Here is a 12,394-nt window from a genome sequence, read left to right on the forward strand (position 1 = left end):
GACCTGTCGCGCACCGTCATCCCCGGGCTTGACCCGGGGACCCACGCGATGGTGCAGCATGCGGAAAGCCCGGTTGGGTCCGCGGATCAAGTCCGCGGATGACGGTCGATGAAGTTGCGGGAGCCCCGCCACTGGCAATTTCCTGCCACTTCCGCCATATACCCAGCGGATGTGACGCAAGTTACATATCCGTCGATCCTGTGACTTTGGTCACGTCGAAAGCTGAATCGCCATGTCCAACGCCCCATTCCTGAAGATGAACGGGCTCGGCAACGAGATCATCGTCGCCGACATGCGTGGCCGTGCCGACCGCGTGACGCCGGCGGCCGCCGTGGCCATGAATGCCGATCCGGCGACGAAGTTCGACCAGATCATGGCCATCCATGATCCGCGAACGCCCGGGACCGCCAATTATATCGAGATCATCAATTCCGACGGCTCGCTCGCCCAGGCCTGCGGCAACGGCATGCGCTGCGTCGTGCAGGCGCTGAGCGCCGAGGGCGGCAGCAAGCACTTCGTCTTCGAGACCCTGGCCGGCATCCTCACCGGCGACGAGCGCGACGATGGCCTCATCACCGTCGACATGGGCAAGCCCCGCTTCGGCTGGCAGGACATACCGCTGGCCGAGGAGTTCGCCGATACCACCGGCATCGAGCTGCAGATCGGTCCGATCGACGCCCCCGTCCTGCACACGCCCTCCGTCGCCTCGATGGGCAATCCGCACGCCACCTTCTGGGTCAGGGACGACGTCTGGGGCTACGCACTCGAAAAGTTCGGGCCGCTGCTCGAGAACCACCCGATCTTCCCCGAGCGCGCCAATATCTCGATCGCCCAGGTCGTCGCGCCCGACCACATCATCCTCAGGACCTGGGAGCGCGGCGCCGGCCTCACCCGGGCCTGCGGCACCGCCGCCTGCGCCGCCCTCGTCAACGGCGCCCGCACCAGGCGCACCGGCCGCAAGGCCACCGTCACCCTGCCCGGCGGCGATCTCCTCATCGAGTGGCGCGCCGACGACCATGTCGTCTTGACCGGACCGGCCGAGCTCGAGTTCGCCGGCCAGTTCGACCCCTTCACCGGCAGCTGGGCCCGGGCCCAGCGGGACGTCGCCTGAGATGGCCGTCGAGACCCTGACCTTCGGCTGCCGCCTCAACGCCTATGAGGCCGAGGTGATGAAGGCCGAGGCCGAGAAGGCCGGGCTCGACAATACCATCATCGTCAACACCTGCGCTGTCACCTCCGAAGCGGTCCGGCAGGCGAAGCAAGCCATCCGCAAGGCGAAGCGGGACGATCCCGAGCGCCGGATCATCGTCACCGGCTGCGCCGCCCAGACCGAGGCGCGCTCCTTCGGCGACATGGCCGAGGTCGACCTCGTCATCGGCAACGCCGACAAGCTCAAGGCGGAAAGCTATGCTCCCATGGCGTTCGGCGTGCCGCTGAACGACAAGGTGCAGGTCAACGACATCATGAGTGTCCGCGAGACCGCCGGCCACCTGATCGAGGGCATGGATGGCCGGGCCCGCGCCTTCGTCCAGGTCCAGAACGGCTGCGACCACCGCTGCACCTTCTGCATCATCCCCTATGGCCGGGGCCCGTCGCGCTCGGTGCCGATGGGGCTCGTGGTCGAGCAGATCGGGAAGCTCGTCGGCAACGGCTATCGCGAGATCGTCCTCACCGGTGTCGACATCACCTCCTACGGCCCGGACCTGCCCGGCAGCCCGACACTCGGCAAGCTGGTCCAGCAGATCCTGCGCCACGTCCCCGACCTGCCGCGGCTGCGCATCTCCTCGATCGATTCGATCGAGGCCGACCCGGCCTTCTATGACGCCATAGCGTCCGACCGGCGGGTGATGCCGCACCTGCATCTCAGCCTGCAGTCGGGCGACGACATGATCCTCAAGCGCATGAAGCGGCGGCACAGCCGCAGCGAAGCCCTCGACGTTGTCGCCAAGCTCCGCTCGCTCCGCCCCGACATCGTCTTCGGCGCTGACATCATCGCCGGCTTTCCCACCGAGACCGACGAGATGTTCGAAAACTCGCTCCGCTTCGTCACCGAGGCCGACCTCACCTACCTGCACGTCTTCCCCTATTCCCCCCGTCCCGGCACCCCGGCCGCGCGCATGCCGCAGGTCGACAAGCGCGTGGCGAGGGACCGGGCCGCCCGGCTGCGCGCTGTCGGCGAGAGCCAGTTCGAACGGCTGGCCCTGTCGCGCATCGGCCAGGTCGAGTCGATCCTGGTCGAACAGGATGGTATCGGGCGCCAGGAGCAGTTCATCCCCTGTTCATTGCCCGGTCACCTTCCGGGAGAGATCGTGTCAGCTCGTATTACCCATTTCGCGGACGGCACCCTCGTCGGCGAAGCACTGAGGACCGCTGCCTGATGGCCGAAACGAAGAAGGGTTTCTTCCAGCGCCTGTTCGGCGGCGGCGGCAAGCCGGCGGTGCCGGTCGCGGAGGCCACCAGCCCCGACATCGCCGTCGAAGCCGAGATCGTCGTCGACGAGGCGCTGGAAGCCACCCCGCTGGTGCTGCCGCCCGACCAGGAAGTCGCGCTCGAAGCCGCCATGCACGACGCCGGCATGACCATCGGCGCCAGCGAGCCCGAGCCCGTGGTCGAAACCGAGCACGAGCCTACCGTCGAGGAAGAGCTGGTCGCCGACATCATCCTCGACGACGTGGTCGAGGCCGCCCCGCTGGTGCTGCCCCCCGACCAGGAGATCGCGCTCGAAGCGGCGATGCATGAAGCGGGCTTGAGCATTGAGCCGCCTCGAGAAATCACCGCGTCGGAGCCGCCGCCGGGTCCTCCGGAAACGACACCCGCCTATATCGCAAAGGTAGAAGACGAGCTTGCGGCGGAACCGGAGCCGATCCCCGAGACACCCGCTTTCGTCACCGCCCCCGAGCCCGTTCCCGCCGCCCCGATTCCGCCGCCGCCGGCGCCCGAGCCGCCCAAGAAGCAGGGCTGGCTGCAGCGGCTTGCCTCCGGCCTCAAGCGTTCGTCCGACCAGCTCACCGGCTCGATTGCCGCCGTCTTCACCCGGCGCAAGCTCGACCAGGCGATGCTCGACGACCTCGAGGACATCCTGATCCAGGCCGATTTCGGCGTCGACATGGCCACCGACGTCACCGACGCGCTGCGCCGCGACCGCTTCGACCGCGACATTACCTCCGACGAGGTGCGCGAGGTGCTGGCCGCCGAAATCGTCAAGGTCCTCGATCCCGTGGCGCAGCCACTGGCCATCGACGCGGGGCAAAAACCCTATGTCATCCTGATGGTTGGCGTGAACGGCACGGGCAAGACCACGACCATCGGCAAGCTGGCGAGCCTCTTCCGGGCCCAGGGCAGGTCGGTGATGCTGGCCGCCGGCGATACGTTCCGCGCCGCTGCGATCGAGCAGCTGCAGGTCTGGGGCGACCGCACCGGCGCGCCGGTGATCAAGAAGCCGGCCGGCTCCGACGCCTCCGGCCTCGCCTACGAGGCGGTGGAGCGCGCCAGGGCGGAGGGCGTCGACGTGCTGCTCGTCGATACCGCCGGCCGCCTGCAGAACCGCGACGAACTGATGAGCGAGCTCGAAAAGATCATCCGCGTCATCAAGAAGGTCGATCCGTCGGCGCCGCATGCGACGCTCCTCACGCTCGACGCCACGACCGGCCAGAATGCCCTCAATCAGGTCGAAATCTTCGGTAAGCGTGCCGGGGTCACCGGGCTGGTCATGACCAAGCTCGATGGCACTGCCCGGGGCGGCATCCTCGTCGCCATCGCCCGCAAGTTCGCCCTGCCCGTGCACTTCATCGGCGTGGGCGAGGGCATCGACAACCTCGAACCGTTCGCCGCGCGCGATTTCGCCGCCGCGATCGCAAGGACAGCTGAATGACCGACGCGACCAAGGAACCCGAAGTGAAGTGGAGCGAGCTCCGCCCGCAGATCACCAAGATCGCGCTCGAGCTCGGCCCGCTCCTCGTCTTCTTCTTCGTCAACTCCAACTACGACATCTTCAGCGCCACGGCCTGGTTCATGGGCGCCATGGTGGTGTCGCTGGTGCTGAGCTGGGTGCTGCTCAAGAAGATCGCCATCATGCCGCTGGTGACGGGCCTCGTCGTGCTCGTCTTCGGCTCGCTGACGCTGATCCTCAAGGACGACATGTTCATCAAGATGAAGCCGACCATCGTGAACTCCCTGTTCGGGGTCACGCTGCTCGGCGGCCTGTTCTTCGGCCAGTCGCTGCTGAAATACGTGTTCGGCGAGGTCTACAAGCTCAAGCCGCAGGGCTGGCGCGTGCTGACCATCAACTGGGGCCTGTTCTTCATCTTCCTCGCCGTCGCCAACGAGGTCGTCTGGCGGCTGTTCGACACCGATTTCTGGGTGGCGTTCAAGGTATGGGGCATCATGCCCATCACCATCGTCTTCTCGATGCTGCAGCTGCCGCTGCTGACCAAGTATGCCCCGGACCCCGAACAGCCCATCGATCCGATCCCGCCGCTCGACCCGCTGCCGTTGCGCGACCTCCCTCCCCCTTGAGGGGAGGGATCGAGGGGGGTGGCTCGGCAATCGCCGATGGCCCCCGTCCCGGCCTTGCCCCAGGAGGGCTGGCCTACTGCTTGATCAGTTCATCCCTGGTCACGTTCAGCATCAGGCCGTCGGCCGACACCGACTCGATCTGCTCGGGCACGATGTAGCGGTCGGCCGCGAACAGGCCATCGGCATCGAGTCGCACATAGCCCTGGTGCAGCAGCCGCTCCCGCAGTTCCTCGGGTAGGTCGTCGCTGGCAAACGCCTTCGCGATATCCTTGAGCAGGGAGTCGTTGCGCTCGTCGGTTTCGCTCAGGTCAAACGCCTCGACTTCCGGCGTGTCCGGATCATCGTCGCCGAAGCGCACGTATTCGACCTTGCCGATCTCGTGGCGCTCGCGGTCGAACACCTTCATGCCTTCTTCGACGGACTTCAGCGTGCTGTGGGTCTGCATCGGGCCTCTCCTCGGGCTGGCCGCACCGCGCGGCATCCAGGAGAAAATGGCCGAGGCTGTCCCGGGGTTCCGTCAGCCCCTGGCCTTCTCGATCGCCGGGATCACGTCGCGCTCCAGTGACTGGGGCGAAATCGGTCCGACATGCTTGTAGGTGATGACGCCCGCGGCATTGACCACGAAGGTCTCCGGCACGCCGTACACCCCCCAGTCGATCGACACGCGGTTGTCGCTGTCGCCGCCGATCCGGTCGTACGGGTTGCCCAGCTCGGTCAGGAACTTCACGGCATTTTCCGCTGCGTCCCGCTGGTTGATGCCGAAGAGGCGGACCCCGGTCTCGGCCTTAAGCCGTTCCAGCAGCGGATGCTCCTCGCGACAGGGGATGCACCAGCTGGCAAAGACGTTCACCACCGTCACCTCACCCTGCAGCGACGCCGTATCGAACCCATCGACGCCGGTGCCCGCCACCGCCGGCAGCGTGAAGCTTGGCGCCGGCTTGTCGATCAGCACCGACTGCACAAGACTGGGGTCGCGGTTCATGTTCAGCGCGAACACGGCGATCAGCCCGACGAGCACGACGAGCGGCAGGACGGCGAGGACGACGCGCTTCAACTGCTGCTACCCGCCGACCGCCGCCGGATGCCGGCCTTGTCGAGCGCCGCCAGCTTCGCTTTCACCCGCCGCGCATCCCACACGACATAGGCGACAAGCGCCAGGGTCACGAGGCCGGCACCGGCATAGGCCCAGGCGATGAACTCGAAATGTGCGCCCTCGCCGATCATTTGGCGTCTCCCTGCAGGGCGGCCTGCCGGGTCATGGTCTCGGCGCGGCGGCTGAGGATCTCGGTCCGCATGCGCACGATCTGCAGCAGCGCGAACAGCAGCGTGAAGGCGATGAGCATGACGAACAGCGGCGTCAGGATCGAGGGTGGCATCTTCGGGCCGGTGGCGGTGAAGACGCTGGCCGGCTGGTGCAGCGTGTTCCACCAGTCGACCGAATAGTGGATGATCGGAATGTTGAGCGCCCCGACCAGCGTGACGATGGCGATGATCCGCCCGGCCTTCAGCTGGTCGTCGAAGGCACGCCACAGCGCGATGATGCCCAGGTAGATGAGCAGCAGCACGAGTTCGGAGGTCATCCGACCGTCCCATTCCCAGAACGTGCCCCAGGTCGGCCTGCCCCAGAGCGCGCCGGTATAGAGGCACAGGGCGGTGAACACCGCCCCGAGCGGCGCCGCGGCCTTGGCGGCGACGTCGGCCAGCGGATGGCGCCAGACCAGCGTGCCGAGCGCGGCCACCGCCATCACGCCGTAGACCAGCATGCTGAGCCAGGCATTGGGCACGTGGATGTACATCACGCGCACCATGTCGCCCATCTGGTAGTCCTCGGGCGAGTTGTAGAAGGCAAACCACAACCCCAGGGCAAAGGCGATGGCCGTCAGGATGGCGAGCGGCCAGATCAGATAGCGCGACCAGTTGAGGAACTGCCCCGGATGGGCGAGGCGGCTGAACCAGTTCGGTTGTTTGGCGGTGGTGACGGACATGCTTTGGCTCTATTCCCCGGCCGTGCGCAAGGCAAGCGCCGCCGCGAAAGGCGAGAAGGCCGTGACAACCAGGCTCAAGGCAATGAGGAACAATGTCGCGCCACCTCCCGCCATCTGGTCCATCGTGCCGACCCCGAAGATCATCACCGGAATGGCGAGCGGCAGGATCAGCACCGGCGCAATCAGTCCGCCGCGCCTGAGCCCCACCGTCACCGCCGCGCCGATCGCGCCGAAGCTGGTGAGCGCCGGGGTGCCGATGGCGAGCGCCAGCACCGTCCGCCACCATTGCTCCCACGACATCGACAGCAGGAGCGCCAGCACCGGCGTCGCGACGAGCAGCGGCAGGGCCGTCACCAGCCAGTGCGCGATCACTTTTGCGGCAACCACCGCCTCGAGCGGCAGCACCGAATGCTGCAGCAGGCCCAGCGAGCCATCCTCGTCATCGCTGCGGAACAGCCGGTCGAGCCCCAGCAGCATGGAGAGGAAGGCGGCGATCCACACGATCCCCGGCGCCAGACGCGTCAGTTGCGGCCGGTCCGGCCCGATGGCGAAGGGAACGATCACCCCGACCATGACGAAGAACAGCACCAGCGTCATGGCCTCCCCGCCCGCCCGGAAGGCGAGCCGCAGGTCGCGCACGATCAGGGCCCGGAACGCACTCATGCCGGGCCTCCGAGCACGATTGTCTCGACGCCCCGGGCCTCGGCCAGCAGCAGGTCGTGGTGCGTGGCGACGATGGCGATGCCACCGGCCCCCCGGTGCGCGTCGATGAGCGCGCCGAGCAACCGCTCGCCCGCCGCATCGAGCGCCGCGCTCGGCTCGTCGAGCAGCCAGACCGGCCGTGCCGACACCAGCAGCCGCGCCAGCGCCAGCCGCCGCAGCTGGCCGGAGGAAAGGTAGCCGGCCTCGAGCCCCGCCAGCCCGCCGATGCCCACCCGCTCGAGCGCCTCGTCCAGTTGCGTGCCCGTCGCCCCGTTCATGTCGCGCCAGAACTGCAGGTTCTCGCTGACGCTCAGCCGACCCTTGAGCCCGCTCTGGTAGGTGAGCAGGTGGACGTCCTCGCGCCCGATCCCCTCGATTTCTCCCGCGTCGGGGCGGACGATGCCGGCCAGGGTCATCAGCAGCGTCGACTTTCCCACCCCGTTCGGCCCGCGCAGCAGCAGCACCCCGCCTGCCTGCACCTCGAAGCTCAGGTCGGCGAACAGCACGCGCTCGCCGCGCGAGACGCCGAGGCCCCGCACCGTGACGTTCGGCGGCGCGAAGACCGGCGGAAAGCGCTCTGGCTGGTTCATGGCGCAATGCCTAAAGAACGAAAGTCGGTACTGGCAAGGGCAATGTAGTTTCTCTATAAGCCAGCCCTAGATTGGAACGCTTCCAGCCAGTCGACCTCCTGCCCCTTGTCCCGCGGGACTTTCCGGTCTCCCGTCAGGACCAGCGGCGCCTTGCAACACCAGCGCGTGAAGGCGACACCGTGACCTCGAAATCCCTCGACAGCTTCAAGTCCAGAACCACGATCACCGTCGGGGACAAGACCTACAGCTACTTTTCCATTCCGCTCGCGGAAAAGAACGGTCTGAAGGGCGTCTCGCAGCTGCCGCATTCGATGAAGGTGGTGCTCGAGAACCTCCTGCGCTTCGAGGACGGCATCACCGTTACCCGCGCCGACATCGAGGCCGTGGCCGACTGGCTGCGCACCCGCGTCTCCGAGCACGAAATCAGCTACCGCCCGGCGCGCGTCCTGATGCAGGACTTCACCGGCGTCCCGGCCGTCGTCGACCTCGCCGCCATGCGCGACGCGACCGCCAAGCTCGGCGCCGATCCGCAGAAGATCAACCCGCTGGTCCCGGTTGACCTCGTCATCGACCACTCGGTGATGGTCGACAGCTACGGCACGCCGCTGAGCTTCCTGCAGAACGTCGAGCTCGAATACGAGCGCAACGGCGAGCGCTACGAGTTCCTGCGCTGGGGCCAGAAAGCCTTCGACAACTTCCGCGTCGTACCGCCCGGCACCGGCATCTGCCACCAGGTCAACCTCGAGTACCTGGCCCAGACCGTGTGGACCCGCCAGGACGAGGCAACCGGCGAGATCTTCGCCTATCCCGACACGCTGGTCGGCACCGACAGCCACACCACCATGGTCAACGGCCTCGCCGTGCTGGGCTGGGGCGTGGGCGGCATCGAGGCCGAGGCCGCCATGCTCGGCCAGCCCATCACCATGCTGATCCCCGAGGTAGTCGGCTTCAAGCTGGTTGGCCGGATCAACGAGGGCATCACCGCCACCGACCTCGTGCTCACCGTCACCGAGATGCTGCGCAAGAAGGGCGTGGTCGGCAAGTTCGTCGAGTTCTACGGCCCGGGCCTCGACTACCTGAGCCTCGAGGACCAGGCGACCATCGCCAACATGGCGCCCGAATACGGCGCCACCTGCGGTTTCTTCCCGGTCGACAGCGACACCCTGAACTACCTCGAGACCTCCGGCCGCGACGCCGACCGTGTCGCCCTGGTCAAGGCCTATTCCGAGGCCCAGGGCATGTACCGCACCACGGACAGCCCCGATCCGCTGTTCACCGACACGCTCGAACTCGACCTGTCGACGGTCGTGCCCTCGCTGGCCGGCCCCAAGCGCCCGCAGGACCGCGTGGCGCTCACCGATGCGGCCCCGAAATTCGCCGAGGCCCTCAAGGAGATCGCCGGCGGCCGCAAGGAACGCACCGCCCTTCCCGAGAGCAAGGGCGAAAGCCGCTTCGTCGACGAGGGCGCCAGCGGCGTCGACGACATTCCCGAAGAGGCGAGCCTGCCGGTGCGCGGTGAAAAGTTCGGCCTCGACGACGGTCATGTCGTCATCGCCGCCATCACCTCGTGCACCAACACCTCGAACCCGAACGTGCTGATTGCGGCCGGCCTGCTCGCCCGCAAGGCGCGCCAGAAGGGCCTTTCGAGCAAGCCGTGGGTGAAGACCTCGCTGGCCCCCGGCTCGCAGGTGGTGACCGACTACCTCACCGCCTCGGGCCTGCAGGCCGATCTCGACGCCATGGGCTTCAACCTCGTCGGCTACGGCTGCACCACCTGCATCGGCAATTCCGGCCCCCTGCCGGAGGCGATTTCCGAGTGCATCAACGCCAACGACCTGGTCGCCGCCTCGGTGCTGTCGGGCAACCGCAACTTCGAGGGCCGGGTGAATCCGGACGTGCGCGCCAACTATCTCGCCTCGCCGCCGCTCGTCGTCGCCTATGCCATCGCCGGTTCGATGCACAAGAACCTCGCCACCGAACCGCTCGGGACCGGTACCGACGGCCAGCCCGTCTACCTGAAGGACATCTGGCCGACCAACAAGGAAATCGCCGACGTGGTCCGCACCGTGATCACGCCCAAGATGTTCCTCAGCCGCTACTCCGACGTGTTCAAGGGCGACGAGAACTGGCAGGCAATCGCCGTTGACGGCGGCGAGACCTACCGCTGGAATTCGAGCTCCACCTATGTGCAGAACCCGCCCTATTTCGAGGGCCTGACCATGGAGCCGGCGCCGGTCACCGATATCGTCGAGGCGCGCGTGCTCTCGCTGTTCCTCGATTCGATCACCACCGACCACATTTCGCCCGCCGGCTCGTTCAAGCCGACGACCCCCGCCGGCAAGTACCTGGTCGAGCGCCAGGTCGCGCCCAAGGACTTCAACTCCTACGGCGCCCGCCGTGGCAACCACGAAGTCATGATGCGCGGCACCTTCGCCAACATCCGCATCAAGAACCAGATGCTCCCTGGCGTCGAAGGTGGTTTCACCAAGGGTCCGAACGGCGACCAGATGCCGATCTACGACGCGGCCATGGCCTACCAGAAGTCGGGCACGCCGCTGGTGATCTTCGCCGGCAAGGAGTACGGCACCGGCTCGTCGCGCGACTGGGCGGCCAAGGGCACGCGCCTGCTCGGCGTACGCGCCGTCATCGCCCAGAGCTTCGAGCGCATCCACCGCTCCAACCTGATCGGCATGGGCGTGTTGCCGCTGCAGTTCGCCGAAGGCGAGAGCTGGCAGAGCCTGAAGCTCGACGGCAGCGAGACGGTGTCGATCGAGAACCTGCTCGAACTCGCCCCGCGCGCCACCGTCAAGGTCAAGATCGTCCGCGCCGACGGCCGCGTCGAGTTCATCGATACCCGCTGCCGCATCGATACGATCAACGAGCTCGACTACTACAGGCACGGCGGCATTCTGCACTACGTGCTGCGCAACCTGGTCGCGGCCTGAACGAGAGCGGCTGACAGGGACGGCGCCACGCATCGTCCCCCCGTGCCGGGGGACGATGCGTGGGAGTCGCCAGGTCCGGTGGCGCGCGCCCACCGGCGTGGACTTCGATCGAGCCTTTCCCGATCACGAAAAGTCGCGTCGATTTGACTCGCGCCGCGCGCCGCCCGTGCCTAAAACCGTCGCCATGCTTTTTCGACGGATACTGTGGGGATTTGCCCTTTCGCTCGTGTTCGCCTCGCCGGTTCTCGCCGGTGAGTTCAAGCTCGGCCCCCGGGCCGTGCTCGAGCTTTTCACCTCGCAGGGCTGCTCCTCCTGTCCCAAGGCCGACGCCATGTTCGAGCAGATGGGCAAGCGTCCCGACGTGGTGACCCTCGCCTACCATGTCGACTACTGGGACTATATCGGCTGGCGCGACACGTTCGGCACCGCCGCGAACTCCGACCGGCAGCGCGACTACGCCGAAGCCTGGGGTTCGTCCCGCATCTTCACGCCGCAGATGGTGGTGAACGGCAGGGGCGGCGTGGTCGGCAGCAAGACCGACGCCGTCAATGGCGCGCTGGCCAACGCGACCCTGCCGCTGACCGTTTCGCTCACCCAGCAGGGCGGCGACCTCATCGATATCTCGGTGCCGGCCCAGGCCGGCCTGCCGGGGGGCACCATCTGGCTGGTCACCTTCCTCGACCGTGCCGATGTCGCCATCGAGCGCGGCGAGAACGAAGGCAAGAAAGTCGCCTACACCCAGATCGTCACGGGCCGGCAGGTGCTCGGCGTGTGGAACCCCAAGGCCGGGGCCCACCTGACCCTTCCCGTCAACGAGGTCCTGACCGGCGAGTCGAACGGCGCCGTCATCCTCGTCCAGCAGGAAAAGTCCGGACTGCCGGGTCCGATCCTGGGGGCAGCGAGTTTCACGCGCTGATTGCGGCGATCGCCGAAAACAAAACTCCCGCCGGCTTGCGCTGGCGGGAGAAGAATGACTGGTGCATGTAAAAGGCGGCCGGCACCTGGGCATCGTGGTTTGGGGGCTCGGTCAGCCCGGATGCCGGCCACTGGAGGCAATGGTCAGATCTTGCCGGTGCAATCGGGCGCCATGAGGGAGGGAATGTGACGGAAATTGGGATTTTGTCCGTCGCCCCCGTGCCCCAGCCCGACGCTCCCGCTCAGGCTTGCCAACCGCGGCGAATGACGCGATCATGACAGCTGCGTGACGGGGATGAGGAATGGCGGACCAACCCGACGAAATAGCATCAGGGCTCTTGATCGACTTCCCGCCGGTCGCGAGCCCCGCCCAGCGTGGTCCCGCCCGATTCGTTGCCGCGGTCAGCTTCGACCGCAAGGAACTGCAGACCATCCTGAACGTGTATGGCCGCAAGGTCGTCGATGGGGAGTGGCGCGACTACGCCCTGGACTTCCTCCGCGACCGCGCCCTGTTCTCGATCTACAAGCGCGCCTCCGAGCGCCCGCTCTACGTGGTCGAAAAGAACCCTAAGCTGCGCAACAAGCAGGGCCAATACATGGTCATCGGTCAGGACGGCCGCATCCTGAAGCGCGGCCATGACCTGTCGACCGTGCTGCGTGTGCTGGAACTGGCCGTGGTGAAGTGATCGGCGCCTCCGCTCCCCCCGGCTGCAAAAGGCCCGGGATCGCTCCCGGGCCCTTT

Annotated in this window: 13 protein-coding genes; 7 read left to right on the forward strand and 6 right to left on the reverse strand. The window is 66.9% G+C overall.

Annotated elements, in window-relative coordinates:
* The first annotated feature begins 232 nt into the window (after positions 1–232).
* The 4 genes from dapF to J0I99_RS13210 are packed head-to-tail and all read left to right on the forward strand — an operon-like array spanning position 233 to position 4,515.
* Positions 233–1,111 (forward strand): diaminopimelate epimerase, encoded by an 879-nt coding sequence (gene dapF / locus J0I99_RS13195; RefSeq protein ID WP_291398160.1) that lies wholly within the window; start codon positions 233–235, stop codon positions 1,109–1,111.
* 1 nt (position 1,112) lies between these two features.
* Positions 1,113–2,378, forward strand: a complete 1,266-nt coding sequence (gene mtaB / locus J0I99_RS13200) for a tRNA (N(6)-L-threonylcarbamoyladenosine(37)-C(2))-methylthiotransferase MtaB (protein WP_291398163.1) — start codon at positions 1,113–1,115, stop codon at positions 2,376–2,378.
* Positions 2,378–3,871 carry a signal recognition particle-docking protein FtsY gene (gene ftsY / locus J0I99_RS13205; RefSeq protein WP_291398165.1) on the forward strand — a complete coding sequence of 498 codons (1,494 nt, stop codon included), beginning with the start codon at positions 2,378–2,380 and terminating at the stop codon, positions 3,869–3,871. Before mtaB ends, ftsY begins: the two co-directional genes overlap by 1 nt.
* Positions 3,868–4,515, forward strand: a complete 648-nt coding sequence (locus tag J0I99_RS13210; RefSeq protein WP_291398167.1) for a septation protein A — start codon at positions 3,868–3,870, stop codon at positions 4,513–4,515. Before ftsY ends, J0I99_RS13210 begins: the two co-directional genes overlap by 4 nt.
* Positions 4,516–4,588: 73 nt before the next feature.
* Here J0I99_RS13210 and J0I99_RS13215 read toward each other — a convergent pair whose 3' ends face one another.
* The 6 genes from J0I99_RS13215 to ccmA form a co-directional block, all read right to left on the reverse strand.
* Positions 4,589–4,960 carry a hypothetical protein gene (locus J0I99_RS13215; RefSeq protein WP_291398168.1) on the reverse strand — a complete coding sequence of 124 codons (372 nt, stop codon included), beginning with the start codon at positions 4,958–4,960 and terminating at the stop codon, positions 4,589–4,591.
* A gap of 72 nt (positions 4,961–5,032) precedes the next feature.
* Entirely contained in the window at positions 5,033–5,569 is a 537-nt protein-coding gene (locus J0I99_RS13220; RefSeq protein ID WP_291398169.1) for a DsbE family thiol:disulfide interchange protein, read from the reverse strand.
* Complete coding sequence (locus J0I99_RS13225) at positions 5,566–5,739, reverse strand: heme exporter protein CcmD (protein ID WP_291393859.1); 174 nt, start codon at positions 5,737–5,739, stop codon at positions 5,566–5,568. Before J0I99_RS13225 ends, J0I99_RS13220 begins: the two co-directional genes overlap by 4 nt.
* Positions 5,736–6,500 carry a heme ABC transporter permease gene (locus tag J0I99_RS13230; protein ID WP_291398171.1) on the reverse strand — a complete coding sequence of 255 codons (765 nt, stop codon included), beginning with the start codon at positions 6,498–6,500 and terminating at the stop codon, positions 5,736–5,738. The genes J0I99_RS13225 and J0I99_RS13230 overlap by 4 nt, the downstream gene beginning before the upstream one ends.
* Before the next feature lie 9 nt (positions 6,501–6,509).
* Positions 6,510–7,163: a heme exporter protein CcmB gene (gene ccmB / locus J0I99_RS13235; RefSeq protein WP_291393855.1), complete on the reverse strand. Its 654-nt coding sequence runs from the start codon at positions 7,161–7,163 to the stop codon at positions 6,510–6,512.
* On the reverse strand, positions 7,160–7,792 hold the full coding sequence (gene ccmA / locus J0I99_RS13240) for a heme ABC exporter ATP-binding protein CcmA (protein ID WP_291398173.1): 633 nt from the start codon (positions 7,790–7,792) through the stop codon (positions 7,160–7,162). Before ccmA ends, ccmB begins: the two co-directional genes overlap by 4 nt.
* Before the next feature lie 179 nt (positions 7,793–7,971).
* Between ccmA and acnA the strand changes: the two genes are divergently transcribed.
* The 3 genes from acnA (at position 7,972) to J0I99_RS13255 (ending at position 12,338) form a co-directional block, all read left to right on the forward strand.
* A complete protein-coding gene (acnA, locus tag J0I99_RS13245) occupies positions 7,972–10,737 on the forward strand; it encodes an aconitate hydratase AcnA (protein ID WP_291398176.1) in 2,766 nt (921 codons plus the stop codon).
* Between the two features lie 184 nt (positions 10,738–10,921).
* Positions 10,922–11,653: a thioredoxin family protein gene (locus J0I99_RS13250; protein WP_291393849.1), complete on the forward strand. Its 732-nt coding sequence runs from the start codon at positions 10,922–10,924 to the stop codon at positions 11,651–11,653.
* A gap of 301 nt (positions 11,654–11,954) precedes the next feature.
* Positions 11,955–12,338 (forward strand): DUF2794 domain-containing protein, encoded by a 384-nt coding sequence (locus tag J0I99_RS13255; protein WP_291393847.1) that lies wholly within the window; start codon positions 11,955–11,957, stop codon positions 12,336–12,338.
* Positions 12,339–12,394: the final 56 nt, after the last annotated feature.

Source organism: Devosia sp., assembly GCF_017307495.1.
GTDB lineage: Bacteria > Pseudomonadota > Alphaproteobacteria > Rhizobiales > Devosiaceae > Devosia_A.

Excerpts from the sequence above, each read along its gene's own strand:
- dapF (WP_291398160.1), top strand. The coding sequence starts at position 233 with ATGTCCAACGCCCCATTCCTGAAGATGAACGGGCTCGGCAACGAGATC.
- mtaB (WP_291398163.1), top strand. The coding sequence starts at position 1,113 with ATGGCCGTCGAGACCCTGACCTTCGGCTGCCGCCTCAACGCCTATGAG.
- ftsY (WP_291398165.1), top strand. The coding sequence starts at position 2,378 with ATGGCCGAAACGAAGAAGGGTTTCTTCCAGCGCCTGTTCGGCGGCGGC.
- J0I99_RS13210 (WP_291398167.1), top strand. The coding sequence starts at position 3,868 with ATGACCGACGCGACCAAGGAACCCGAAGTGAAGTGGAGCGAGCTCCGC.
- J0I99_RS13215 (WP_291398168.1), bottom strand. The coding sequence starts at position 4,960 with ATGCAGACCCACAGCACGCTGAAGTCCGTCGAAGAAGGCATGAAGGTG.
- J0I99_RS13225 (WP_291393859.1), bottom strand. The coding sequence starts at position 5,739 with ATGATCGGCGAGGGCGCACATTTCGAGTTCATCGCCTGGGCCTATGCC.
- J0I99_RS13230 (WP_291398171.1), bottom strand. The coding sequence starts at position 6,500 with ATGTCCGTCACCACCGCCAAACAACCGAACTGGTTCAGCCGCCTCGCC.
- ccmB (WP_291393855.1), bottom strand. The coding sequence starts at position 7,163 with ATGAGTGCGTTCCGGGCCCTGATCGTGCGCGACCTGCGGCTCGCCTTC.
- ccmA (WP_291398173.1), bottom strand. The coding sequence starts at position 7,792 with ATGAACCAGCCAGAGCGCTTTCCGCCGGTCTTCGCGCCGCCGAACGTC.
- J0I99_RS13250 (WP_291393849.1), top strand. The coding sequence starts at position 10,922 with ATGCTTTTTCGACGGATACTGTGGGGATTTGCCCTTTCGCTCGTGTTC.
- J0I99_RS13255 (WP_291393847.1), top strand. The coding sequence starts at position 11,955 with ATGGCGGACCAACCCGACGAAATAGCATCAGGGCTCTTGATCGACTTC.